This window comes from Novosphingobium sp. PC22D (assembly GCF_002556635.1).
GTDB lineage: Bacteria > Pseudomonadota > Alphaproteobacteria > Sphingomonadales > Sphingomonadaceae > Novosphingobium.
Genome location: NZ_MWMO01000001.1, coordinates 211,969 through 238,102 on the forward strand (window position 1 = coordinate 211,969; position 26,134 = coordinate 238,102).

Below are 26,134 nucleotides of genomic sequence, written 5' to 3' on the forward strand. Positions count from 1 at the left end.
GTTGCAGCGCAGCATGCGGGACGCTAGGTCCCGCGCCGGCGACGATCAACACGCCACACGAAAGAGGTCAAAGATGCGCATCGACATGGTTCCGATTGGCGATAACCCGCCCGAAAGCCTCAACGTCATCATCGAGGTCCCGCTGGGCGGCGAGCCGGTGAAGTACGAATTCGACAAGGCCTCGGGCGCGCTTTTCGTGGACCGTATCCTGCACACGCCGATGCGCTATCCGGCGAACTACGGCTTCGTGCCGCATACGCTTTCGCCCGACGGCGACCCGCTCGACGCGCTGGTCGTGGCGCGATCGCCGTTCATCCCGGGCTGCGTCGTGCGCGCGCGTCCGATCGCGGTTCTCAACCTCGAGGACGAGCACGGCGGCGACGAGAAGCTGGTCTGCGTGCCCGTCGATTCGACGTTTCCGTACTACACGAACGTCGCCGAAAAGGACGATCTGCCCGAGATCGTGTTCAAGCAGATCGAGCACTTCTTCACCCACTACAAGGACCTCGAGAAGGAAAAGTGGGTGCGTGTCGGCACCTGGGGCGGCGCCGACGAGGCCCGTCAGGTGATCAAGGAAGCGATCGAGCGCGCCAAGGACGCCAAGGCGGCCTAGCGGCCCGGGCGGACGGGCGCCTCAGTCCATCCAGGACGGCGCCCGGTCGTCGAACGAAAGCTGCGAGACGGCCCAGCCTCCGGGCAGCTTGACGAAGACAAGTTCCCAGCGCGTGACATACTTGTCGTGCTGGGCGACATAATAGCGTTTCACCACCAGGTTGCCGTAACCGGCCTGCTCGACTTTCTCGACGCTCCGGACCGGCCCGTAGATGCGCGTTGTCGTCTCGATCTGCGCAGAGAGATTCTGCCGCTCGGCCTCCTTGCCGGCCATCAGCGGTGATCTGCCGAGCGAAACGTCGACCATTCCGTCAGCGTCGCCGGCCTTCAGCCGTTCGAAGATTGCATCGGACATTCGGTCCAGCGCCGCCTCGTCCGCCGGATCGGCGGCGAGGGCGGCCGGGGCATGGATGGCAAAGGGCGCGCACCCGAGCGCGAGCATTCGTGCCGCCAGCCTCATTCGCGCCTCCGCCGATCGTTTCCGCGCTGTCGATGGTGTCGCAATCGAGGCCGCCGTTCAACCGCCGGCGATGGTCATGCCGTCGATACGCATGGTCGGCACGTTGATCGGGCGGAACCATTCGAGATCGCTCGCGGTGCGCAGTCTGGCGAACATCGCCAGCAGGTTGCCGGCGACCGTGAACTCCGCGACGGGCCCGGCGATCTCGCCGTTGACGATCCGGAAGCCGGAGGCGCCGCGGCTGTAGTCGCCGGTAACGGCGTTGACGCCCTGTCCGAACAGCTCGGTCACGTAGACCCCTTCGGCGATGTCGGCCATGAGTTCGGCCGGGGTCGGCTCGCCGGCGCTGATGTGGACGTTGCCCGCCGCCACGCCCGGCGCGCCGCCGCCGCCGCGCGAGGCGTGGCCGGTGGGCTCGAGGCCAAGCTGGCGCGCCGCCGCGCTGTCCATCAGCCATCCGGCGAGGCGCCCCTGGTCGACCAGCGCGCGCGGGCTCGTCGCGAGACCCTCGCCGTCGAAGGCGCGCGAGCGCAGGCCGCGCACGCGATGCGGATCGTCGAAAATGGTGATGTCGGGCGCGAACACCCGCTCTCCGCGCTTGTCGAGCAGGAAGCTGGCGCGCCGTGCGACCGCGTTACCCGAGATCGCGCCGAGGAAATGGCCGATCAGGGTCCCGCCGACGCGCGGCGAGAGCACCACCGGCATCTGCCCGCTGCGCATCCGCCCGGGATCGACCTTGCCCGTCGCGCGCGTGCCGGCGAGCGTACCGATCTCGGCCGGGCCGATGAGGTCCTCGCGATAGCGCGCCTGCCGCCAGGCATAGTCGCGCTGCTTGGCGCCGCCGTCGCCCGCGACCATCACCGCGCTTATGCTGTGGCTCGACGAGGCGAAGCCGCGCGCGAAGCCGTGGCTCGTCGCCAGCGCGAAGACCGATCTGGTCGCGCTCACGCCTGCGCCCTCGGAATTGGTCACGCCCGCCACCGCGCGACCGGCGTCTTCGGCTTCGAGGGCGACGGCGCGCAGATCCTGCGGGCTGGGCTCGGTCGGATCGGTGAGTTCCAGTTCGGGCAGCGCGCCCCGCGTCAGCAGCTCTTCGGGCGCGAGTCCGGCATAGGCGTCCTCGGGCGCGGCGCGGGCCATGTCGACGGCGCGCGCGGCAAGCTCGTCGAGCGCCGCGCCGCTGAGGTCCGACGAGCCGATGCTGGCCGAGCGCTTGCCGCAGAAGACGCGCAGCGCGATGTGTTCGCTCTCGGAGCGCTCGGCATCCTCGAGGTTGCCGAGTCGGACCTGGATGCTTTGCGAGGCGTTGGCGAGGTAGACCGCGTCGGCCGTATCGGCGCCGGCGCGGCGCGCCCGCGCCACGAGGTCGACGGCGCGATCGGCTGCGCTATCGGGGTCGAGCATGGCGTAGTGGTCCTCCTGGCCGCACGCGAAAGGGCGTGCGAAAGCGGCGTACCTAGTCACCGCGAGGGCCGTTCGCAATCGTCGCGAGGGAGGCGCCGGGCTCCGAACGCGCTTGTCGGACGTTCTGGAAAGGGCTCAGGCGAAAAAGAGGGCGAGGCCCCTGAACAGGCCGGTCAGCGCGAATGGCAGGCCGATCGCGAGCAGCCAGAGCGCCATCCGGTCGCGCTTGTAATAGCGTTCGAGCGAGGCATCGTGGGCCTGGCTGTCGTCGAGCCGGTTCCAGCGCGACTCGAAGCGGCGACACGCCGGAATGATGGCGACGACGAGGATGACCAGCGCGAGATAGGGCAGCAGCGAGCCGCCCTCGGTCTTGAGCGCGCCGATCGTCACGAAAATCTGCAAAGCGGTGTAAACGAGCAGGGCATAGGCGATGTGGTCGCTCATGCGCCGGCGCCAGTCCACGGGCCTTGCCCCCACCTGGGCACCCTCATGGCGGGCGTTGAGCGCGCTGCTGCTCGTTTTGTCCATCCGAAACCTCTCAAGGTGGCTCTGAGTGTGACGGTTATGCATCAAATTGCGGCAACTTCAAGCGTGGTTACCATTTTTGCAACAGCGTGGCCGCGACTCGCAATGTCATGACATCAGCATGCACGAACCTTGCCATATAGCAAAATTTGCGGCCCGCTCGGGTTGCCGTCGTCTTCGCGGCTTCCTAAAGCGAGAGGCGAGATGAGCAACAAGATCGAAGAGACGCAAGCGACTCACGCCGAGCCGAGCGAGGCGGTCGACAGCGCGTCGCTCGCGGAGCGCGGCGGCCTGGAAGTCGTGTCGATCGCCAAGAGCTACGACAAGCGCGCGGTGCTGACGGATATCTCGCTTTCGGTGGCCAAGGGCGAGGTGCTCGGGCTGCTCGGCCCCAACGGCGCGGGCAAGACCACATGCTTCTATTCGATCATGGGGCTCGTGCGACCCGATTCGGGCCGCATCCTGATGGACGGAATCGATGTCACCCGCCTGCCGATGTACCGGCGCGCGATTCTCGGCCTCGGCTACCTGCCGCAGGAAACCTCGATCTTTCGCGGCATGACCGTCGAGCAGAACATCGGCGCGGTGCTCGAACTGATGGAGCCCGACAAGGCGGTGCGCGAGCAGGAACTCGAGACGCTGCTCGACGAGTTCGGCCTCACGCGGCTCCGCTCGAGCCCGGCCATGGCGCTGTCCGGCGGCGAGCGGCGGCGCTGCGAGATCGCCCGGGCGCTGGCCGCCAAGCCCTCGATCATGCTGCTCGACGAGCCGTTCGCGGGTATCGATCCGCTTTCGATCTCGGACATCCGCGATCTGGTGAAGGATCTCAAGACGCGCGGCATCGGCGTGCTGATCACCGATCACAACGTCCGCGAGACGCTCGACATCGTCGATCGCGCCTGCATCATCTACGGTGGGCAGGTTCTCTTCGCGGGCAGCCCGGCCGCGCTCGTTGCCGACGAGAACGTCCGCCGCCTCTATCTGGGCGAGGGCTTCACGTTGTGAGGCGCGCGGCATCGCAGCAGTGTTGAGGAGATATGGCGCTTAGTCCTCGTCTGGATCTGAGGCAGACCCAATCGCTGGTCATGACGCCGCAGCTCCAGCAGGCGATCAAGCTGCTGGCGCTTTCCAATCTCGAGATCGAAACGTTCATCGGCGAGGCGCTCGACGCCAACCCGCTGCTCGATGTCGGCGGTGGCGGCGGCGGCGAGGCGGGCGCGGGCGACGACCTTCCCGAGGACGCGCGCCGCACGAGCCTGGAGAAGTCGCCCGTCGACCAGCTTCTGGGCGAAGGGCGCGGCGCCGAGGACCGGCCGCTCGACATCGACGGGGCGGCGCTGGACCGCGACCGTGACACCGGCGACGGTGACCTGGGAAGCTGGGGCAGCGAGATCCGCATCGGGGTCGCCGGCGAGGACGGACCCGACATCGGCGAACGCGGCAGCGGCGCGATCTCGCTCGCGGAGCATCTCGAAGCCCAGATCGGGCCGATCGCGCCCGATCCGCGCAGCGCGGCGATCGCGCGCTACATCGTCGGCCTGCTCGACGAGGCGGGTTACCTGCCGGTGCCGGTCGCCGAGATAGCCGGCGATCTCGGGCTCGAGGTCGACGAGGTGGCCGCCGCGCTCGCGATCGTCCACGCGCTCGAACCGACCGGCGTCGGCGCGCGCGATCTCGCCGAGTGCATCGCGCTCCAGGCGAGGGAGGCGGACCGCTACGATCCGTGCATGGCGCGCCTGATCGAGAATCTCGACCTCTTGGCACGCGGCGACGTCGCCCGGCTCAAGCGACTGTGCCAGGTCGACGACGAGGACTTCGCCGACATGCTCGCCGAACTGCGCGGCTACGATCCCAAGCCGGGCTTGCAATTCGGCGGCGAGCCGAGCGCGGCGGTCGCGCCCGACGTGTTGATCACCACAAAGGACGACGGCACCTGGCAGATCGCGCTGAACCAGGCGACCTTGCCCAGGCTGGTGGTCAACCGCAGCTACTACGTCGAGCTCAAATCCTCGTGCGAGGACAAGGCCGCGCGCGGCTGGCTGTCGGAAAAGCTCGCCGACGCGAACTGGCTGATCAAGGCGCTCGACCAGCGCCAGCGCACGATCCTCAAGGTCGCGACTGAGCTGGTGAAGCAGCAGCAGGGTTTCTTCAGGGAGGGCGTCTCGGCGCTGCGGCCGTTGACGCTGCGCACCGTCGCCGAGGCGATCGGCATGCACGAATCGACGGTCAGTCGCGTGACCTCGAACAAGTATCTGCAATGCGCGCGCGGAACGTTCGAGTTGAAGTACTTCTTCACGTCGGGCGTCGCCGCCGCGGGCGGCGAGGGGGCGGCCTCGGCCGAAGCTGTCAAGGCCGCGATCCGGCAGCTCATCGACGCCGAGGACCCCAAGGCGATCCTGTCCGACGACGCGCTCGTCGACCTGCTCAAGCAGCGCGGTTACGATCTCGCGCGGCGCACGGTCGCAAAGTACCGCGAAGCGATCGGCCTGGGAAGTTCGGTACAGCGCCGTCGCCAGAAGGCGATTGCTGCGGTGCGGTAAGTACTAAGCACGGTCATAGTAAGCGCGCTTAGTCGAAACACTTGTTTTGCTTAGTAAAAAACTGTTTTCATGTGACTTCATTCTGGTACGCTTTCCATAAGTCGAGCCACCGCTGCGATGAATCGCAGAAAGAGATGGTCGGCCAATGGAGAGGATGCCCATGTCTTACGCGAACAGCGGAGCGGGTAGCCGACGGGTAGGAGTGATCGCGACGGTCGCTGCTATTCACGGACTTGCGCTCTACGGCCTGGTGACGGGTCTGGCGGCCAGTTACATCGAAGTTGTCGTGCCCGGTCTTACCGGCCGCAACATTCCGATCGAACCGCCGCCTCCGCCCCCCGAACCGCAAGTAACGCCCAAGCAGGAGGCCAGCACCGATTCGCGTCTGGTCGCGCCCAAGACGCCCCAGTTGGTGGAAAGCCGGGGCCCGGTCGTCTTCGACGCGCCGTTGGAGCTTCCTCTGCCCGGCCCGATCCCCGACAAAGGGCCGCTCATCGAACTGCCGCAGCCGACCGTATCGGCCTCGCCGAAGTTTTCGCCCAAGGCGGCCCGGCCGAGGAACGACACCGCGGGCTGGATTTCGACCAACGACTATCCCTCGTCCGCACTCCGCCGGGGCGAGCAGGGCACGGTGCGCTTCGAACTCACCATCGGAGCCAACGGCAAAGTGGAGGGTTGCCGCGTGACCGCACCCAGCGGCTCACCGGCGCTCGACGCGGCGACATGCAAGTACGTCGCCGCGCGGGCCCGGTTCGAGCCGGCGCGCGACGAGACCGGCGCGAAGGTCGCCGGTACGTATGCAAGCAATGTGACCTGGGTCATTCCCGAGGACTGACACCGAACGGCGGCGGAGCCGAGAGTCCCCGGCTCTGTCGCCTGAACCGATCAAATGGAGGACGAAGCCATGGAGCGATCGACGTCAAATCCGAGCAAGCCGGCATCCGGCCGCATGATGCCCGGTTCCTCGACATCGGCGATACATGGCCTGGCGCTTTTCGGGCTTTCGATGTGCAATCACAACGAAGGCCTCGTGCGTCTGTTGGGTGAAGCGGCCCCACGACCGCCTCGCGCCGAAAACGGTGGAGGCGGCTGAACCCCCGGACCGGGATCGTGCGATTGCGCCTCAATGGCGATCCCCGGAACCGGCCTTTCCGGGAACTCCATGGCTCCTTGTGAGCTATGGAGTCCCGGAAAGGAAGTTCATCATGGCAGCGCGCGCCTACTGGCAGGGCCAGATCCGTCTGGCGCTGGTTTCGATTCCCGTGGAGATCTATTCCGCCACCAAGTCGGGGGCGTCGATCAGCTTCCGCCAGATCCACGAGCCGTCCGGCAAGCCGATATCCTATGAAAAGGTGGTGCGGGGCGTGGGCCCGGTCGACCGCGACGAGATCGTCAAGGGCTATGAGCTCTCGAAAGGCAACTACGTCCTGCTCGACGAGGACGAGATCGACGCGGTGAAGATCGAGAGCCGCAAGACGCTCGAACTCGTCCAGTTCGTTGACCAGGGTGAAATCGACGTCTTCTATTTCGAGAAGCCCTATTACGTCGTGCCCGCCGATGATCTCGCCGACGAGGCCTATGTCGTCCTGCGCGAAGCGCTGCGCAAGGCGAAGAAGGTCGCGCTCGGCCAGATGTCGGTCCGCGGGCGCGAGGTGCTCGTCAGCCTCAAGCCTTGCGGCAAGGGCATCGTCCTCGAAACGCTGCGCTACGCCGACGAGGTCCGCCGCGCGCAGAGCTACTTCAAGGACATTCCCGACGACACGCCCGATGCCGAACTGCTCGATCTGGCGACAACGCTGATCGACAAGAAGACCGCGCCCTTCGATGCGGGCGAGTTTGAGGACCGCTACGTCGAGGCGCTCAAGGCGCTGGTCGAGAAGAAGGCCAAGGCCAGGGGCAAGAAGGTCCTGGAAGACATCGAGGAGCCTTCGTCCACGGGCGGCTCGAACGTGATCGACCTGATGGCAGCGCTCAAGGAGTCCGTCGATCCGGATGCCAAGGCTTCGGCGAAGAAGGCGCCCGCCCGAAAGACGGCCACCAAGAAGTCGGGCACGACGAAGTCCACGCGGTCCAAGGCGTCGGGAAGCAAGACGTCGCGTTCGAGCCGCTCGCGCAAGTCGGCCTGACGCGTGCTGCTCAACGCTCCGACCCCAATTCACTCGATCGATGCCGAGGTGCTTCTCCGTCTCGGTGTCGCGGCCGTGCTCGGCCTGCTGCTGGGGCTCGACCGCGAAATCAAGGGCCATGCCGCCGGGCTGCGCACGCACGGGCTGGTCTGCGTCGCCGGCGCGGCGATGACGGTCTCGATCATCGCCCTGTATCTACAGCTCGACGGCAGCCGGATGGACCCGCTGCGCGTGTTCGAGGCGACCGGCACTTTCGTCGGCATCCTCGGCGCGGGCCTGATCGTCTTCGCGCGCGGCAAGCTGCACAACCTCACCACCGCCGCGCACCTGTGGCTGACGGCGGTGATCGGCATCGCCTGCGGGGCGGGCCAATGGCCGCTGGTCGTGGTGAGCGCGGTGATCGGCCTGCTGCTGCTCACGCTGCTCTATTTCGTCGAGGGCAAATGGGGCAAGGATCGCCGCATCGGCGGCAAGGATGGTGAGCGATGAGCGCCAAGACCGCCGATTCTCTCTCGGAATACAATCGCAAGCGCGACTTCAAGAAGACGAAGGAGCCCGCCGGAAAGCGCGCGACGTCGAAAAAGGGAAACCTGTTCGTCGTGCAGAAGCACGATGCCACGCGGCTGCACTATGACTTCCGCCTCGAAGTCGATGGCGTGCTCAAGTCCTGGGCGGTGACCAAGGGGCCGAGCCCCGACCCCGACGACAAGCGCCTCGCGGTGCGCACCGAGGACCACCCGATGGCCTATGCCGAGTTCGAGGGCGGCATCCCCAAGGGCGAGTACGGCGGCGGCACGGTGATGCTGTGGGACACAGGCACCTGGGCGCCGATCGCGGGCAAGAGCGCCAGGGACCTTGAGGACGGGCACTTGCACTTCACGCTCAACGGCGAGCGGATGAAGGGCGAGTGGCTGCTGGTGCGGATGAAGCCGCGCCCGGGCGAAAAGCGCGAGAACTGGCTGCTGCGCAAGGTGAAGGACGAATACGCGCAGGAGGGCGACAAGCTCGTCGAGCAGGAACTGACCAGCGTGCTCACGGGCCGCGCCATGGCCGAGATCGCCGCCGACAAGTCGGGCGAGTACTCGCTGGCGGACAAGAAGGGCAAAGCCTTTGCCGCGCAGATGGAAAAGGCGGCAGAGCACAACGCGGACAAGGCCCGATCGGGCCGGAAAAGCGCGGCGAAGACGCCACGCCGCAAGGCCGGCGCCTCCGCCAAGCCGCCCCGGTTCCGCTCGCCGCAACTGGCGACGCTGGTCGACGCGGTGCCGACCGGCAACGATTGGATCCACGAGATCAAGTTCGACGGCTACCGTGCGCTGATCGCGGCGGCGGGCGACAAGGTCGTCGTCTATACCCGCAACGGCCACGACTGGAGCGACAAGTTCACGCCGCTGGTCGAGGCGATCGCCGCGCTCGATTTGCCGCCGTGCCTGATCGACGGCGAGATCGTCGCCTATGGCCAGGACGGCAATCCGAGCTTCTCGGCGCTGCAAGAAGTATTGAAGCGCGGCCACGGTGCGCAGGGGGTGCAGGACAAGCTGGAACTGCACGCCTTCGATCTGCTCGAAATCGACGGCACCGATCTGACGGGGCGGAGCAATATCGAGCGCAAGGAGCGGCTCGAGGCGCTGCTCGGTGGTGCGGAGCCGCCGGTGCGCGTGGCGCAGCACGTGATCGGCGCCGGCGAGAAGCTGCTCAAGGCGATGTGCGATGCCGGGCAGGAAGGGATCATCTGCAAGAAGGCCGACGCGCCCTATCGCGGCCGGCGGACCAAGGCCTGGCTCAAGGTGAAGTGCACCGACCGGCAGGAATTCGTGATCGTCGGCTGGTCGAGGTCGAGCGCCAAGGCGCGGCCCTTTGCCTCGCTGCTGCTGGCGCAGGAAGAGGGCGGGGATCTCGTCTACAAGGGCAAGGTCGGCACCGGCTTCGATGCCGATACGCTCGATGATCTCGCCGCAAGGATGGCGCGGCTGGCGCGCAAGACCGCCCCGCTCGACGTCCCGAAGAGCGAGGCGCGCGGGGCGAGCTGGGTGACCCCCAGGCTGGTCGCGGAGATCGCCTTTGCCGAGTTCACCGCCGAGGGCCGCGTTCGGCACGGCAGCTTCCTCGGTCTGCGCGCGGACAAGCCGGCCAAGGGCGTTGCGCCCGAAAGGAAGGCGAAGCCGCCGCGCGCCGCGCCGCAAGTGGAGATCAGCAACCGCGATCGGGTGGTCTTTCCCGAAAGCGGCCAGACCAAGGGCGAGCTCGCCGACTACTACGCCGCGATCGCCACGCTTATGCTGCCGTTCGCCGCGGATCGGCCCATCAGCCTGGTTCGCTGTCCGCAGGGCCGGGCGAAGAAATGCTTTTTCCAGAAGCACGACAGCGGCGGTTTCGGCGACGGCGTCAAGCATGTGCCGATCCGCGAGAAGGATGGCTCGAGCGAGGACTATCTCTACGTCGAGAACGCCCGGGGCCTCGTCCAGTGCGTGCAGATGGGCACGATCGAGTTCCACGCCTGGGCCGCGCGTGCCGATGCGGTCGAGCAGCCCGATCGCCTCATCTTCGACCTCGATCCCGACGAGGGCCTCGATTTCGCCGACGTCAAGCAGGCCGCGAAAGACATCCGCAAACGCTTGTCCGAGATCGGGCTGACGAGCTTTGCGATGCTGTCGGGCGGCAAGGGCGTGCATGTCATCGCGCCGCTTGCGCCGGGGCATTCGTGGGACGCGCACAAGGACTTCGCCAAGCGCTTTTCCGAGGCGCTCGCCATGGCCGAACCCGATCGCTTCGTCGCGACGATGAGCAAGGCCAAGCGCAAGGGCCGGATCTTCATCGACTGGCTGCGCAACCAGCGCGGCGCGACGGCGGTGGTGCCGTATTCGGCGCGCGCCCGCGAAGGCGCGCCGGTCGCGGCGCCGGTCGGCTGGAGCGAACTCGACGGCTTCGATCGCGCCGGTAACTTCACCATCGCCGATGCCGACGAGCTGGTCGCGCGCGCGAAGGACAAGGCTCTCGCCGGCTGGGGATTTGCCGAACAGATGCTGCCCGAGGTCTGAGGTTCAAGGATTGGTGCTGTCGGTTTCGAAATCGAGGAACAGCGAGCCCTCGCCGTAGAGATAGTCCGGCCGAAAATGCGCGTAGGCTTCGAGCGCGGCGCGATCGGGAATCGTGACCCGGCCACGGTTGAGTTCGAGCAGTTCCTTTTGCCGCAGCGACTTGATCACGCGGTTGATGTGGACCGCGGTCGTGCCGCAGGCATTGGCGAGATGCGTTTGCAGCAGCGGCATGTTGAAGCCGTGCGGATCGGCGAGTCCGACGAAGTTGAGCCGGTGCCACAGCTCGGCGACGATATGCGCGAGCCGCTCCCCGGCGCGCAACTGCTCGAGCTTGACGATCCATTCGCGGTGGATGGCCGCGTCGAGGAGGGTCGAGAACCACAGCAATCGCGTAAGGTGCGGCTCCTGAGCGACGATCTCGGCCAGTTTCGCATGCGGAACGTAGGCGACGAGGCTCGGCCCAACGGTCACGATGTCATGGTCGAGCCGCTTGAGCGCGAAGGCGTGCAGATCGACGAAGTCGCCGGGGACCTGCAAGCCGACAATGTTGCGATTGCCCGAATCGTTGATCACCCGGGAGATGAAGCCGTCGATCAGCATCGTGCTCTGCCTCGCGACGACACCGCGTTCGAGAATGCACGTTCCGTCTGGGACGCGTTCGACGCGCTCGACCAGGGAATCGAGCAACGCGCTCTCGCGTTCGGACATGACGTGCCTCAAGCGACCCTTGAGAAACAGTCGCATGTGGCCTTCTGGCTCGCTCACTTGTCACCTAATCCGCCGGATTGATATATGTTAAGTTTCCGCAGGCTCGACCGCAACCTTGCATGTCTCCCTGCCGGGGCAACGCGCGAAACATGGCTTTGTTCTCGAGAAAATCGTCGAGGCGCAAAGTTTGGATCGCGAGCCGTTCCCGCACTTGCGCGGCGGATGCGGAGCCTTAAGAGTGACGGTGGATCATAGGCGGGAGAGGCCAGCAATATGCAGATGACCGGCGAGCAGACGATTGCCGCGCCACGCGATCGCGTCTGGGCGGCGCTCAACGACCCGGACGTGCTGCGCCAATGCATTCCCGGCTGCCAGAGCCTCGAGCGTGACGGCGACAACCGCTTCGTCGCGGTCGCTGAAGTGAAGATCGGGCCGATCGGCGCGCGCTTCAAAGGCAATGTCGCGCTCTCCGACCTCGATCCGCCCAACGGCTACACGATCACCGGCTCGGGCAATGGCGGCATCGCCGGCAGCGCCAAGGGCGGCGCGAAAGTCCGCCTGGCCGATGCGCCGGGCGGCACGCTGGTCGCCTACGAGGTCGACGCCGAGGTCGGCGGGCGGATGGCGCAGCTCGGCGGTCCGATCATCGACGCGACGGCCAGGAACCTCGCGGCCAAGTTCTTCGCCAAATTCGGCGAGGTGGTCGGCGGGGGGGAGGCCCCCGCGCGGGAAACGAGTGGGAGCGCTGCGCCGGCGGCCCCGGAGGCCCGAACCGCGCCCGCCGCAACCGTGCCTGCCCCCGCGACCGCCGCGCCGGTCCGATCCGCTTCGGCGATCGTCGGCTTGTGGGGCTGGATCGCGGCGATCGTCGTCTCGATCCTCGCCGGCTACGTGCTCGGCAACGCCGAGGTGCAGGGCAGCATCGTCATGATGGTCATGGTACTTGCCGTGGTGGTCGCGGCCGCCGCCTTCGAGGCGGGACGGCGCGGAGGCCGCCCGTGAAGCCCGCCCCGTTCGACTATGTGGCGCCGCGCAGCGTCGAGGAAGCCTGCGCCGTGCTTGCCGAGGCAGGGGGCGGCGCCACCGTCATCGCCGGGGGGCAGACGCTGGTGCCGCTGCTCAACCTGCGCATGAGCCAGCCCTTCATCCTCGTCGACATCACCCGCATCGAGGCGATGAAGGGCGTGCGGCGCACCGATGGCGGCATCTGGGTGGGACCCGCGACGCGCCAGGCCGATGCCCTTGCCGATCCCACGCTTGCCGAGCACCTGCCCGCCTTCACGGCGGCGCTGCGCCACGTCGGCCATTACCAGACGCGCAACCGCGGCACCGTGGGCGGCTCGGTCGCGCTGGGCGAACCGGCGGCGGAAATGCCCGCGACCGCGGTCGCGCTCGGCGCGCGCATCGAAATCACCTCGGCTAGTGGGACACGCACCGTCCCGGCAGACGAATTCTACCTCGGGCCCTACATGACCGTGCTGGAGCCCGACGAACTGGTCACCGGGATCGTCTATCCCGACTGGGCGGCGGGCCACGTCGTGCTGTTTCGCGAGGTGGCGCAGCGGCCCGGCGATTTCGCGCTGGTCGGCATGGTCGGCGCGCTGGAACTGCGCGGCGGCACGATCGCGCGCGCCGGGCTCGGCCTGTTCGGCATGGGGCCGACGCCGGTCAAGGCGCGCCAGGCCGAGGCTGCCCTCGTCGGCGCGACCCTCGACGCGCTCGACCCCCGGGCCGTGGCCGACCTCGCCGTGGCCGACTGCGCGCCGTTCGACGATCACCACGCCAGCGCCGAATACCGCCGCACCGTCGGCCGGCGCATCGTCGCCGGGACGCTGCGCGAGGCACTCGCATTGAAGGAGGCCGCATGAGCGAGCCCAGGAACAAGCTCGACATCGAAGTCACCGTCAACGGCCGCCGCCACGCGGCCACGGTCGAGGCGCGCACCAGCCTGGGCGAATTCCTGCGCGAGGCACTCGGCTATACCGGCACCCACCTGGCTTGCGAGCACGGCGTGTGCGGTGCCTGCACGGTGCGGCTGGACGGCAAGGCCGTGCGCTCGTGCCTGATGCTCGCGGTGCAGGCCGACGGCGCCGAGATCGTGACGGTCGAAGGGCTGGCCGGGGCGGACGGCACGTTCCATCCGGTGCAGCAGGCGATGCGCGACAACTTCGCATTGCAATGCGGCTTTTGCACGCCCGGCGTCGCGATCACGCTGGCGACGCTCTACGACGGCGACACCCGGCCCACGGTCGAGCAGATGGAGCTGGCGATGAGCGGGCATATCTGCCGCTGCACCGGCTACCAGGGCATTCGCCGCGCGATCCGCCAGCTTGCGGGCGAAGCGCCTGCGAGCGCCGATCATGCGGGAGAACAGGCATGAACGTCCATGTTCCCGGCTCTCATGGCCCGAGCGCCCACCGCTACGTCGGCGAACGCACCCCGCGCAAAGAGGACGGGCGCCTGCTGACCGGACGCGGCCAGTTCGTCGACGATATCCGTCTGCCCGGCATGCTCCACGTCGCCTACGCGCGTTCGCCGGTCGCGCGCGGGCGGATCGTTTCGATCGACAAGGCCGCCGCGCTCGACATCCCCGGCGTCCATGCGATCTACACGCAGGAGGATTTCGCCGGAATTCCCCTCAACGTGATGAACTTCTTCTTCGGGCCGGTCGAATGCCCGGTGACGATCCTCGCCGACGGCCGCGTCGCCTGCGTCGGCGATCCGGTGGCGATGGTCATCGCCGACAGCCGCGCGATCGCCGAGGACGCCGCCGCCGTGCTAGAGATCGAGATCGACGAGGAGACGCCCGTCGTCACGCTGGCCGACGCGCGGACGGGGCCGCTGGTCCATCCCGGCATGGAAAGCAACATCTCGCAGGAGATGGGCGAGGAGGAGATCGACGAGGAGCTGCAGGCCGCGCTCGACGGGGCCGCGCACAAGGTCACCAAGACGATCATCCACCAGCGCATCGCGCAGTCGCCGATGGAGACGCGCGGCTGCGTCGCGACGGGTGACGGCGCCGAAGAAATGACGATCTGGATCGGCTGCCAGAGCCCGCATCTCGTGGCGCGTTACACCTCGCTCGCGCTCGGACTGCCCGAGACGGCGATCCGCGTCATCGCCAAGGACGTGGGTGGTGGCTTCGGCCTCAAGAACTTCCCCTGGCGCGAGGAAATCGCGGTGATCGTTGCCGCGCGGCTGTTCGGCCGGCCGCTCAAGTGGATCGAGGATCGCTTCGAATCGCTCACCGCCTCGAGCCATGCGCGCGAGCAGGAAATCACGCTGACCGCGGGTTTCGACGCGGAAGGCCACCTTGTCGCAGCACATGCGGACTATGCCTCGAACAACGGCGCCTGGCCGATGGGCGAGGACTGCAACATCGCGGTGCACATGTTCATGTGGCCCGCCTACAAGCTGCCGAAATACGGCTTCATCACGCGCGGCTGGTACACCAACACCATGGGTCTGGGCGGCTATCGCGGCCCCTGGGCGATGGAATCGCTGATTCGCGAGACGCTGCTCGACGACGCCGCGCGACAGATCGGCATCGCTCCCGAGGAAATCCGGCGGCGCAATCTCGTCTACCTCAAGGACCAGCCCACGGTCTCGAACATGGGCATCCCGATCGAGGACATCACGCCGGGTGAATGCCTCGAAAAGCTGCTCGCGAATTTCGACGTGGCCGCGTTCCGCAAGGAGCAGGCGGCGGCGCGCGAGGCGGGGCGCTATCTCGGCCTCGGGCTTGCCACCTATATCGAGCCGACCGGCTCGGCGGGGCAGATGGCGCCGATGACGGGCGAACTGGCCACGGTGCGGATCGAGCCGACCGGCAAGGTGACGGCCTCGCTTTCCACCCACTCGCAGGGCCACGGCACCGCGACGACGATGGCGCAGGTCATCGCCGACCGGCTCGGCGTGAAGTACGAGGACGTCACGGTCTTCGAAGGCGATTCTGCGTTCGGCGGGTTCGGCCCCGGCGCGGCAGGCAGCCGCCAGGGCGTGATCGCGGGCGGGGCGGCCTGGACCACCTCGGAAATGCTGGCGGACAAGGTCAAGGTTCTTGCCGCGCACTTGTGCAACGCCAGCCCCGAGGCGGTGCGGATCGAGGACGGCGTCGCGCATATCGAGGGCGCGCCGGAAATGGCGAAGTCCCTGAAGGAGCTGGCCGAGATCGCCTATGGCGAGCCCGACCGCCTGCCCGAAGGGCTCGGCACCGGGCTCGAGGCGCAGTACCGCTACCAGCCGCCGCCGATCACGATGACCAGCGCGGCGCACGCCTGCGTGGTCGATATCGACGCCGAGACCGGGTTCGTGAAGATCCTGCGCTGGATCAGCTCGGAAGACTGCGGCACGGTGATCAATCCGGGCGTGGTCGAAGGCCAGATCGCGGGCGGTCTGGCGCAGGCGATCGGGCAGGTCCTGCTCGAGGACATGCCCTACGACGCGCGCGGCAATCCGCTGGCCGCGACCTTCAAGGACTATCTGATGCCCGCCATCAGCGACATCCCGGACTTTGAATACCTCCACGCCAACACGCCCTCGCAGACGACGGGCGGCATGCGCGGCGTGGGCGAGGGCGGCGCGATCGTGGGGCCGCCGACGCTGGTGAACGCGATCGCCGACGCTCTCAGCCCCTTCGGCGAGATCGAGGTGAACCTGCCGTTCACCCCCGCCAAGATCCTCGACGTGATCGAGGGGCGCGACGTTTCGGGCACCGCGGCGAAGTATGCGGCCGAACGCGCCGCGGCGAAGGCCCCGGTCGCGCCCGCGCCCGGTTCGGTGGTGAAGTCCGACTTGCCGAGCCCGGACCGGGCGATGATGCCGGGCGGCGCCGCCGCGCCCGTGCCCGAGGCGGCACCCGCCGCTCCGGCCGAACCCGCCGCTCCCGCCTCGCCCGACGGTGACTGGCACGTCGTGATGAAGCCGCCGATGGGCCCGCAGCAGGAAATGACCGCGCATTTCGAGACCGAGGGCAGCGCGCTATCGGGGTATCTCAGCAGTCCGGAAGGCTCGCAGGACTTTACCGGCACCTTTGCCGACAACCGGCTGAAGTTCGATCTCCACGTCGAGAAGCCGATCAAGATGACGCTCAAGTACGACATCGTCCTCGACGGCGACACGCTGACCGGCAAGGCCAAGCTCGGCATGATGGGCTCGGCCAAGCTCAAGGGAACGCGCATCTGACGCAAGCGCATTGACGGCATCCGCCTCGGGTGGCCTTCGGGCAGGAGGGATGGAGGCGGTGATGCGGATGCGACGGACAGGGTTGACGGCGGGCGTGCTGGCGCTTGCGCTCGCGGGGTGTTCGGCGATGGGCGGCAAGGCGTCATCGGCCTCGGATGACGACACCGAGCAGACGCTCGCGCCTTCGCTCGCCGGCACGAGCTGGCAACTCGTCGCCTTCGAATCGGCGGACGATGCGCAGGGCACGAAGCGGCCCGCGCCCGACCATACCGTCTCGATCACGTTTGCCGAAGACGGCGCATTCGCGGCCAAGCTCGACTGCAACCGCGGTTCCGGAAGCTGGCAGGCGCAGATGACCGGCGCCGCCGGCGGATCGCTCGCGATCACGCCGCTGGCGACGACCCGCGCCTTCTGCCTCGAGCCCTCGCTCGGCGAGATGGTCGCCGCCGCGTTGCCCGACGTCGCGAGCTACACCATGCGCGACGGCAAGCTCTACCTCGCGTTGAAGATGGACGGCGGCATTTTCGCGTTTGCCCCGCTTCCCGACGAGTAGGCGAGCGGGGTCGCGCCGTTACGGTGTCGATGTCGCCATCAAAATGCGCCGCCTTGCGAAGACCTGCTCATGACGAATCTCTGACCAGACCAAGTCCACGCAACTAATTATCGTTGTGGCGACTCCGTGATTGACCCGATCATCGATGACGATAAGTTCGGCATCGAGGGGCAAATGCGGGGGCCTTTCCTAATTGACCGATTCGACCTGTCGCCTGCGGGCGCCTTGGGCCGAATGCGGGGAGCGTGCGCGAAAAGGGTGGCCATTTCCCGGTAAAGCGGCGTGCCTCGCTCGTTAGTGAGGGAGATGTCATGCAGCACGTGTACCGTTTACTTGCCTGCGCGGCGGCGGCGCCTTTCGCCGCCACGGCCGTGCACGCGGCCACGCCCCAGGACATCTGCAGCACGCCCCGCGCCAGCGCGCCGGTGGCGCCGTCAGGGCTCGAGGCCGCCGCGACCCGGGCCGAGGCCGCACTGGCGCAGACGCGCGGGCAACTGACCAGTTCGGGGCTTTCCGAACTTCTCGACGTGCAGGACGGCGAGGCGGACGCGGCGCAGGCCACTCCGGCCGCGAGCCTTGCGCTGGCGCGCTATTGCTCGGCGGCGGGCGAGGCGATGCGCGTCGCCGTGCTCGGCAGCGACCAGCGCGCGGCCAGCTATTTCAGAACCGCGCTCGGCGCCGCCACGCGGGTGGAGGACGATGCGCTCGCCGGCCGTATCGCCTATCGGCTCGCGCTGTCGGTGACGCAGACCTCCGCCGATCCGGGCACCCGCTCGGCGCGGGCGCAAGGCGTGGTCCCCGAGATGGCGCAGGATCTTCAGGGGCTTACCGGCCTTGCCCGGCCCGATCCCTGCGCGGACGTGTTCAGCCCGGCTTTCGACAGCGATTCGGGCTGGGCTTCGACGCGGCTTTCGCTCGATTGCTCGATCAATCGGGCCGAGGCGAGCAAGAGCTGGGACATCGCTTCGCTCGCACTGCTCCAGGTCGCGCGCAACGCCTTGCGTGAGGCCGATCGCTCGCCGCAGTCGACGGGCTATCTGCGCGAAAGCGCCGCCGAAGCGACCTCGCGCGGCTTCGATACCGCGCCGCTGATCGGCGAAGCGGCGCTGCGCCGCGACTTGCTCGCGCGGCTGGTCGAGGCCGCGCTCGACGCGCAGAGCCCCGATCTTGCGGGCATCGCCCGTGCGCTCGGCCAGCTCGCGCCGATGGTGGGAGAGGACCCCACCGAGAAGGCGCGGTTGCGGGCGCTGCAAGGTCGGCTGGCGGCCGCGCGCGGCGACATGCCGGCCGCGGCGGGGCTGATGCGCGAGGCGATCTGGTACGAGAGCGCCAGCCCGCAGCCGCTGCGGCTGGCCGACTGGCACCTGCTGCTCGCGAGCTTCGAGCCCGAGCGACGCGACCAGCACGTGATGGCGGCCTACAACGCGATCGAAACGATCCGGCCGCTGCTGCCCGCCTACGATCCGGTGACCGAGGAATCGATGTTCAAGCTGCGCATGGAACCGGTGTTCCGCGCCGCCGTGGTCTCGCAGCTCGGACGGGTGCGGGGCGGCGACGAGCCGGTGCAGATCGCCTCGGTGCAGCGCATCGTCGAGAGCTTCCGACAAGCCGAGATCCAGAGCACCTTCGGGCGCGACTGCGTGCCGCCGCGCATCCCGATCGAGCCCGCGCAACTCGCCGAGAACGAGGTGCTGCTCTATCCGATCCTGCTTGGCGACCGCGTCGAACTGCTCGTCGCGACGAAGCAGAGCGGGCGCTACGAGCGGATCGAACTCGACCGGCAGGTCGGGCGCGAGGAAGTGACCAACCTCGTCAACCGCATGACCTATTCGCTCGGCACCTCGTACGACAACGACTGGGCGCCGGTCTCGCGCGAACTCTGGTCGCTGCTGATCGAGCCGATCGCCTCGCGGCTCGGGCCCGATTCGACGCTGATCATCATTCCCGACGGGCCGCTGCGGCTGCTGCCCTTCGCGGCGCTGCGCGATCCCCAGGGCAAGTTCCTGATCCAGCGCACCGGCCTGACCGTCGCACCCGCGCTCGCCTATGCCCAGCCGGGCGACGCGATCCGGTCCGATCCACGCGTGGTCGCGGCCGCGGTCGCCAAGGATGTCGAGCTGCGGGCAGGGTTCTTCCCCGAACTCGCCGGCACCATCACCGAGGCGACGGTTGCAGTCGGCGGCGAGGAGCGCGAGGCGGTCCAGCGCGGCCGTCTGCTCGAGAACTTCGCGCGCGACGAACTGGCCGGCGCGCTGCGTTCGGGCCGCGTCGACATTCTCCACCTCGCCACCCACGCCGCGTTCAACGGCCGCTCGGAGCGCTCGTTCATCGTCGCGGGCGACGGCGCGATCCTGATCTCGGACTTGCGCGCGATGATCGAGGCGAACCGCTCGCGCGGTGACGATCTCGCGATCCTCGTGCTCAGCGCCTGCGAGACCGCGGTGGGCGACGACCAGGCCTCGATGGGGCTCGCGGGCACCGCCGTGCAGGCGGGCGCGGTGAGCGCGGTCGCTTCGCTCTGGCAAGTCAACGACGTCGGCACGGTGGAACTGATGAAGGCCTTCTACGCCAACTTGCGCGCGGGCATGCCGCGCGCCGCCGCGTTGCGGGCCGCGCAGCTCTCGCTGATCGGCTCGGGCACCGACAACGCCGACCCCGGGATATGGGGCGCCTTCACGCTGCTGGGAGGATGGCGCTGATGCGGTGCTCGCTTATCGCGCTGGCGACAATGCTCGCCACTGCCGCGCCCGCATCCGCGCAGACCGTGATCACCACCGACGGCTCGACCGCCACGGTGGTCAGTGCCGCCGGCGCGGTAACGACGATCGACGCGGGCACCGTGTCCGGCAACAACCTGTTCCACAGCTTCGCGCAGTTCGACCTCAGCACCGGCGATATCGCGCAATGGGTGCGCAGCGCACCCGATGCGGCGAGCATCGCGCATGTCATCAACCGCGTGACCGGCGGCGAACCCTCGGACATCGACGGCACCTTGCGCATGGCCGACATGCCGAACGCGGACTTCTGGTTCGTCAATCCCTCGGGCGTGCTGTTCGGCCCGGGCAGCGCGATCGAAGTACCCAACGCCTTCACCGTCTCGACCGCGCAGGCGCTGACCTTCGCCGACGGCACCGTGTTCAGCACCACGACGCCCGACGGCTCGACCTTCTCCAGCGCCGCGCCAGAGGCCTTCGGGTTCCTCGGCGGACAGGGCGCGATCGTGGCCGAGGGCGTCGACTGGTCGCTCGGCGATGCCCAGCTCGCGGCGGCGGACGTCTCGGTCAGCGGCAGCGTGACGGCGCAGTTCCTGACGCTGCGCGGCATCGGCGAGGGAGCGATCGACGTCGCTATCGACGACGGCCTCGCGGCGGGCGCGATCGGCAGCGGCACCGTGGCGCTGTCATCGGCCACGATCGGCGCGCAGATCGTCAAGCTGCGCGCGGGCACGATTCTCGTCGACAACACGCTGGTCCGCGTCGAGGCGGAGGGCTTCTCGACGATCGACGCGGCGGCCGAGAGCTTCGTGATGACCTCCTCGGTGTTCGACGTTTCCGATTTCCGCACCCAGGGCAGCCTCGACCAGTTCTCGTCGATCTTCGTCGACGCGATCGACATCGACATCTTCAATTCGGTGCTCTCGTCCGAGACCGGCAATGCCGCGCTGCCGGGGCTGATCGCGCTCTATGCCGGCAACGAGGCGCGGATCACGTCAAGCTCGCTGATCTCTGACGCGACGACCTTCACCGGCGAACAGACCGGCGGACAGAGCGAGCCGGGCGAAGGCGGCGGCGTTCTCGTCAGCGCGCAGCGTATCGTCCTCGATTCCACCGAGATATCGGCAAATGCGCTTGGCGACGGCAACGCGGGCTTCATTTTCCTCGACGCCTCGGACCGGCTCTCGCTCTTCAACACGAGCGTGCGATCCGACAGCTTCGGCACCGGCGACGCGGGTTTTATCTCGAGCTTCTCGGGCGACGTCGATCTCGTCGATTCGGTGATCGGATCGGATGCCTTCGCCGAGGGGCCCGCGGGCTTCGTCGAGATTCTCGCGACCGGCGACGTCAGTCTCGTCAATTCCACGATCGGATCGAGCGCGCGCGTCGGCAGCGCCGGGCGCGCGGGCAACGTCGAGATCGCCGCGGCCGGCCTGTCGCTGAGCGACGGGTCGAACATCAGCTCGGACAGCGCGGGCGAAGGCATGGCGGGCAGCGTGCTGATCAATGCCGATTCGCTCGCGATCACCGGGTCGGACCGGGGCGCCGGGACCTACATCAGCTCGGACGCGCTGGGCGACGGCGATGCCGGCGGCGTCACGATCAACGTCGCCGGCGCGCTCACGCTCACCGGAGGCGCGGCGGGCTCGACCTTCATCACCTCGGGCGCCGTCGGGCAGGGCAACGCGGGCGACGTCACGATCAACGCGGGCGATATCGTCATCACCGGCTCGCCCGACACGTTCACCTTCATCAGCTCCGATAGCGAAGGCCTCGGCGCGGGCGGGCGCGTCAGGATTTCGGCTGATACCCTGGTGCTCGTCGGAGTCGAGCGCGGCGACACCTCGATCACCTCGAGCGCCTTCGGCAATGGTTCGGGCGGCGGCGTCGAGATCGACGTCAACGGCCTCGCCATCGTCGGCGCGCCGGACAGCTTCACTTATATTTCGTCGGACTCCGACGGGGCGGGCGATGCCGGAGGCGTGACGATCACGGCGGGCGTGATGGCGCTGATCGGCGCTCCCGATGCCGGACAAACCTACGTCAGTTCGGACAGCCGCGGCAGCGGCAACGGCGGCAACGTCTCGATTTCCGCCGGTACGCTCGAGGTCGTGGGCGCCGAGAACGCGCAGACCTACATCAGCTCCGACAGCCTCGGAACCGGCAGCGGCGGCGACGTGCGGCTCGACGTTGGCCTGACGCGCATCGCGTCCCGGGCGTTCGTCAGCTCTGACGCGCTTGGGCCCGAGGGCAATGCGGGCACCGTGACGATCACCGGCAATGGGCTCCTTCTCGACGACCGGGCGGTAATCAGCACCGGCACCAACGGTGACGGCGACGCGGGCGACATCGCGATCGACGTCGGCGAACTGACGCTGGCCGGCGGCTCCGCGATCCGCTCGACCAATACGCGCAATTCGAGCGGCCGGGGCGGCAACATCGCCATCGATGGCGAGAGCCTCACGCTCCTGAGCAATTCGACGATCACCACCGACACCAGCGGCACCGGCGACGCCGGCAGTGTCAGCATCGCGGTGACCGACGTCGCGCTCACCGATTCGCGCATCACCTCGAACACGTCCGGAGAGGGCTTCGCCGGCAGTGTCCAGGTCTTCGGGCAAACGCTCACGCTCACCGCGCTCGACATCGAGACCTATATCGGTTCGGACGCCTTCGGTCCGGGTGGAGCTGGCTTTATCGGCATCGACATGGGCGAGATCGAGCTGACCGGCAACGCTAACGTGCTCGCCTTTATCAGCAGCGATTCGCTGGGGGGCGGCGATGCCGGGATCGTCACCGTCTTCGCGCAGCGCCTCGCACTCGAGCAGGCGGCGATCAGCGCCGAGGTCCGCTTCGACGAGGGCGACGGTTCGAGCGTGGGCGGCGTGGGCTTCATCACGATCCAGGCCGACGAGATCGTGCTCGACCGCTCCGCGATCGTGACGAACACCGCTTATCTTCAGGATGCCGGCGCGATCAACGTACTCGCGGGCAGCATCGAGATGTTCGGCTCGCGGATCAGCTCGGACACTTTCGATGTCGGCAACGGCGGCGTGGTGACGATTTCGGCCGACACCCTGTCGCTGGCCGGAGGTTCGGTGATCAGCTCGGATACGCTGGCCGCGGGCAACGCCGGCGCGCTGTTCATCGCGGCGAATACCATCGAACTGGTCGATTCGTTCGTCACCTCGGACACCTTTACCCAGGGCGATGCCGGCTTCATCCTCATGGGCGACCCGAATTTCGACGAAGACGCCGGAAATACGCTGGTGCTGACGCTCGATAATTCGGTGATCAGCACCTCGGCGCGCAGTTCGGGCGACTCCGGGTTCATCAGCATTCTCGGCCAGACCGTCACGCTCGACAATGGCAGCGTGATCGAGACCTCGACCTTCGGTTCGGGCGACGCCGGCTTCGTGCAGATCGTCGCCACCGACTTCGCGATGGACCGCGGCGCCTCGATATCCTCGTCCGCGCTATCGCGTTCCACGGGCGCGCCGGGCTTCGTCTATGTCGTCGCGGATTCGATCAGGCTCAACGGCGATGTGACCGGTACCGTTCCGGACGATGTCCCGGTGGACAGCCGCACCCGGATCACGTCGACCTCGATCGACCGCTTCGTCCCGCCCGACCCGGACGCCGAGTTCGACTTTCCCTCGGGCCTCGTCTTCCTTCAGGGGGGCTCGATCTATCTCGGCCCGGGCGCGCTGATCGACACGAGTTCGCTCGGCGCGGCGCCCGCGGGGCTGGTCTCTGTCACCGCGGACGACGTGGTGCTCAACAACGCGCAGATCGGCTCGACCGCGCGCGGCTCCGGTCCGGGCGGGCAGCTCCTGTTCCAAATCGGCAACCTGACGCTTGAGAACGCCTCGGAAATCTCGACCAATTCGTTCTTCAGCACCGCCGGCAACATCGGCATCTTCCTTCCGCCGGACGGCAAGCTGATCGTACGCGGCGATGATCCGAGCACGATCACCACCAGCGCGATCACGGGTAACGAATCGGGCGGCACGATCCAGATCGAGGCGCCCTTCCTCGTCCTGTCCGACGGGGGTCGCATTCTCGCGCTGGGCCAGGTCGACAGCGCCGACGTGAGCATCATCTCGGATTACTACATCCGCTCGGCCGACCGCATCAATGAGCTTTCGGTCGACGGCTCGCTGTTCGTCGACAGCCAGATCCGCGATCTCAGCGCCGGGATCGAGACGCCTTCGGCCGATTTCCTCGACGCCGCTTCCGTGCTCAGCGGGCAATGCGCGGCGGCGCGCTCGACCGGCGCGACCAGCCGCTTCACCAGCCGCGTGACGGGGCCCTACGCACTGCCCCGGATCGATGCGCCCGATCCGGTTCCGCCCGAACCCGACGGGACCCCGCCGCTCAGCCTCGTCGCGCTCGGGAGGACCTGCGGATGAGCCGCGCCGCGATCACCGTCAGCGGAAGGCTCGCCCCCGTCGTCCTGCTCGGCGCCATGGCCCTGCCGGTCGCGGCGCAGGATGCCGCCTCGTCCAACCTGCGCGACCGCACGGGCCGCGATGCCGCGCAGAGCATGCCCGACTTCGCCGAGCCGCGGGACGTTCCGCTCGTATCCGAGGCGCCCCCGGCGATGCCGGGCGCGAGTGGCACCGTGCGCTTCTCCGCCGTCGCGGTCGAGGCACCGGGCGACGCGGTTCCCTACGCGCGCAACGGCTGGAGCCCGGCGCACGACGAAGCGAGCGGGCTCACGCTCGAGCCCGCCGAGGTGCTCGGTCCCGAGTGGGTCGAGGCGCAGTTCGCGCGCAACGGGTTGATCGGCGCCGAAGTGCCGCTCGACCGCGTCGTCGCGCTGGTCCAGCTCATGAACCGGGCCTACGTCGCCAACGGCTACATCAACTCGGGACTGCTGCTCACCGGCGCACCGCCGCGCGACGGCGGCACGCTCAACCTGCGGCTCGTCGCCGGGCGGCTGCTCGGCGAGGGCGACGAGACCGTCGTCGTGCGCTTTGCCGAGGATCGCAGCGCGGGGCTCGGCGCGGACTACGTGCGGGCACGGATGCCATCGGCGCGGGCAGTGCCGATCAACGCGATCGACGTGGAGCGCGACTTCCGCCTGCTCACCAGCGATCCGGCGATCGGCACGGTCGATGCGAACCTCCTGCCCGGCGACCGCCCGGGCGAGGCGCTGCTCAAGCTCACGGTCACGCCGCAGGATCGCTATGATCTCTATCTCTCGGCGATCAACAACCGCTCGCCCTCGATCGGGGGTGAGCGCTACGCGGCGGGCGGCTCGATCCGCAACCTCTTCGCGGGCGGCGACCTGATCAGCGCCGAAGCCGGGCTGACCGGCGATCGCGGCGATGTCGTGGGCGCTTACGAAGCGCCCGTCGGAACCGCCGCGAAGCTGCTGCTGCGCGGCAGCTACAACGATGCGGCGGTGGTCGACGCGCAGCTCAAGCCACTCGATATCGAGGCGACCGACTGGTCGATCGAGGGCGGGCTGTCGGCTTACCTGATGCGCACGCCGCTGCTGCCCGACGCCGTCGCCGGGCAGTGGCGCCCGGCGCGTTCGCTCGAGGTCGGGCTGCGGCTCGCGCACCGCGAATCGAAGACCTACCTGCTTGGCGAGCCCTTCTCGTTCAGCCCCGGCTCGGTCAACGGCAAGGCGCAGTACACCGCGCTGAGGCTCACCGCCGACTATATAGAGCGAGGCGTCGATACCGTGATCGCGCTCTCGTTCACGCTGACCCAGGGCCTCGACGGAACGCGGCCGAGGATCGCCGGCGTGCTCTCGCCCGATCGCGACTTTCGCGTCGTTCGCGGCGCGGGCAGCCTCGCCAAGCGGCTTACCGGGAGCGGGCTCGAACTGCGCGCGCGGCTCGGCGCGCAGTGGGCCGACGGCATCCTCTATTCGGGCGAGCGCTATTCGGTCGGCGGCGCGCAGACCGTGCGCGGCTATCGCGAGACGCTGCTGCTTGCCGATACCGGGGTCAACGGCACGCTCGAACTGGCGCATCCGCTCCAGTTCGGCGCGCCCTCGAACCAGTTCAACTGGGGCCGGTTCACCGCTTCCATCTTTGCCGACGCGGCCTATGTCGACAACCGCAAGGGCCCCGATCCGAGCCCCGACACGATCGGCAGCGTCGGCGTCTCGCTCGCTTGGCAGCCGAGCCCGGCTCTCTCGGCGAGCGTGACTTACGGCTACGCGCTCAAGGACGTGAGCATCGCGGGCGAGCGCGACTTGCAGGACAGGGGCGTGCACTTCGCGGTGGTGTTCCGCCCGCTGCGGTTCTGAGG

19 protein-coding genes are annotated in these 26,134 nt (G+C 68.1%); 15 read left to right on the forward strand and 4 right to left on the reverse strand.

Annotation, left to right across the window (positions count from 1 at the left end; all coding sequences use genetic code 11):
- Positions 1-73: 73 nt before the first annotated feature.
- A complete protein-coding gene (ppa, locus tag B2G71_RS00990; RefSeq protein ID WP_098103900.1) occupies positions 74-613 on the forward strand; it encodes an inorganic diphosphatase in 540 nt (179 codons plus the stop codon).
- 21 nt (positions 614-634) lie between these two features.
- On the opposite strand, the gene B2G71_RS00995 is transcribed toward ppa, so the two are convergent.
- The 3 genes from B2G71_RS00995 to B2G71_RS01005 all read right to left on the reverse strand — a co-directional run bounded on the left by B2G71_RS00995 (position 635) and on the right by B2G71_RS01005 (position 2,920).
- Positions 635-1,072, reverse strand: coding sequence for a hypothetical protein (locus B2G71_RS00995; protein ID WP_141521455.1), 438 nt, complete (start codon positions 1,070-1,072; stop codon positions 635-637).
- Positions 1,073-1,129: 57 nt separating this feature from the next.
- Positions 1,130-2,476, reverse strand: a complete 1,347-nt coding sequence (locus tag B2G71_RS01000) for a TldD/PmbA family protein (RefSeq protein ID WP_098103902.1) — start codon at positions 2,474-2,476, stop codon at positions 1,130-1,132.
- Positions 2,477-2,611: 135 nt separating this feature from the next.
- Complete coding sequence (locus tag B2G71_RS01005) at positions 2,612-2,920, reverse strand: hypothetical protein (RefSeq protein WP_240529942.1); 309 nt, start codon at positions 2,918-2,920, stop codon at positions 2,612-2,614.
- Between the two features lie 285 nt (positions 2,921-3,205).
- Between B2G71_RS01005 and lptB the strand changes: the two genes are divergently transcribed.
- From lptB to ligD, 6 genes are all read left to right on the forward strand, one after another.
- A complete protein-coding gene (lptB, locus tag B2G71_RS01010; RefSeq protein WP_098103903.1) occupies positions 3,206-4,006 on the forward strand; it encodes an LPS export ABC transporter ATP-binding protein in 801 nt (266 codons plus the stop codon).
- Positions 4,007-4,038: 32 nt separating this feature from the next.
- Positions 4,039-5,541, forward strand: coding sequence for an RNA polymerase factor sigma-54 (rpoN, locus tag B2G71_RS01015; protein WP_098103904.1), 1,503 nt, complete (start codon positions 4,039-4,041; stop codon positions 5,539-5,541).
- Between the two features lie 160 nt (positions 5,542-5,701).
- The gene (locus B2G71_RS01020; protein ID WP_168176208.1) at positions 5,702-6,376 is read left to right on the forward strand and encodes an energy transducer TonB; all 675 of its coding nucleotides are present in this window, start codon (positions 5,702-5,704) and stop codon (positions 6,374-6,376) included.
- A gap of 370 nt (positions 6,377-6,746) precedes the next feature.
- Positions 6,747-7,667: a Ku protein gene (locus B2G71_RS01025; RefSeq protein WP_098103906.1), complete on the forward strand. Its 921-nt coding sequence runs from the start codon at positions 6,747-6,749 to the stop codon at positions 7,665-7,667.
- A 3-nt stretch (positions 7,668-7,670) separates the two neighbouring features.
- Positions 7,671-8,156 (forward strand): MgtC/SapB family protein, encoded by a 486-nt coding sequence (locus tag B2G71_RS01030; RefSeq protein ID WP_098103907.1) that lies wholly within the window; start codon positions 7,671-7,673, stop codon positions 8,154-8,156.
- Positions 8,153-10,705 (forward strand): DNA ligase D, encoded by a 2,553-nt coding sequence (ligD, locus tag B2G71_RS01035; protein ID WP_098103908.1) that lies wholly within the window; start codon positions 8,153-8,155, stop codon positions 10,703-10,705. Before B2G71_RS01030 ends, ligD begins: the two co-directional genes overlap by 4 nt.
- Positions 10,706-10,708: 3 nt before the next feature.
- On the opposite strand, the gene B2G71_RS01040 is transcribed toward ligD, so the two are convergent.
- Positions 10,709-11,413, reverse strand: coding sequence for a Crp/Fnr family transcriptional regulator (locus B2G71_RS01040; RefSeq protein ID WP_240529943.1), 705 nt, complete (start codon positions 11,411-11,413; stop codon positions 10,709-10,711).
- A gap of 279 nt (positions 11,414-11,692) precedes the next feature.
- Between B2G71_RS01040 and B2G71_RS01045 the strand changes: the two genes are divergently transcribed.
- From B2G71_RS01045 to B2G71_RS01080, 8 genes are all read left to right on the forward strand, one after another.
- Positions 11,693-12,415: a carbon monoxide dehydrogenase subunit G gene (locus B2G71_RS01045; protein WP_240529944.1), complete on the forward strand. Its 723-nt coding sequence runs from the start codon at positions 11,693-11,695 to the stop codon at positions 12,413-12,415.
- Positions 12,412-13,281, forward strand: coding sequence for a xanthine dehydrogenase family protein subunit M (locus B2G71_RS01050; RefSeq protein ID WP_098103911.1), 870 nt, complete (start codon positions 12,412-12,414; stop codon positions 13,279-13,281). Before B2G71_RS01045 ends, B2G71_RS01050 begins: the two co-directional genes overlap by 4 nt.
- A complete protein-coding gene (locus tag B2G71_RS01055; RefSeq protein WP_098103912.1) occupies positions 13,278-13,793 on the forward strand; it encodes a (2Fe-2S)-binding protein in 516 nt (171 codons plus the stop codon). Before B2G71_RS01050 ends, B2G71_RS01055 begins: the two co-directional genes overlap by 4 nt.
- Positions 13,790-16,597, forward strand: coding sequence for a xanthine dehydrogenase family protein molybdopterin-binding subunit (locus B2G71_RS01060; protein ID WP_098103913.1), 2,808 nt, complete (start codon positions 13,790-13,792; stop codon positions 16,595-16,597). Before B2G71_RS01055 ends, B2G71_RS01060 begins: the two co-directional genes overlap by 4 nt.
- A gap of 61 nt (positions 16,598-16,658) precedes the next feature.
- Positions 16,659-17,150, forward strand: a complete 492-nt coding sequence (locus B2G71_RS01065; protein ID WP_168176209.1) for an META domain-containing protein — start codon at positions 16,659-16,661, stop codon at positions 17,148-17,150.
- A 311-nt stretch (positions 17,151-17,461) separates the two neighbouring features.
- Complete coding sequence (locus B2G71_RS01070; RefSeq protein ID WP_098103915.1) at positions 17,462-19,849, forward strand: CHAT domain-containing protein; 2,388 nt, start codon at positions 17,462-17,464, stop codon at positions 19,847-19,849.
- Entirely contained in the window at positions 19,849-24,276 is a 4,428-nt protein-coding gene (locus B2G71_RS01075; RefSeq protein ID WP_168176210.1) for a filamentous hemagglutinin N-terminal domain-containing protein, read from the forward strand. The genes B2G71_RS01070 and B2G71_RS01075 overlap by 1 nt, the downstream gene beginning before the upstream one ends.
- Positions 24,273-26,132, forward strand: coding sequence for a ShlB/FhaC/HecB family hemolysin secretion/activation protein (locus tag B2G71_RS01080; protein ID WP_098103917.1), 1,860 nt, complete (start codon positions 24,273-24,275; stop codon positions 26,130-26,132). Before B2G71_RS01075 ends, B2G71_RS01080 begins: the two co-directional genes overlap by 4 nt.
- The last annotated feature ends 2 nt before the right edge of the window (positions 26,133-26,134 follow it).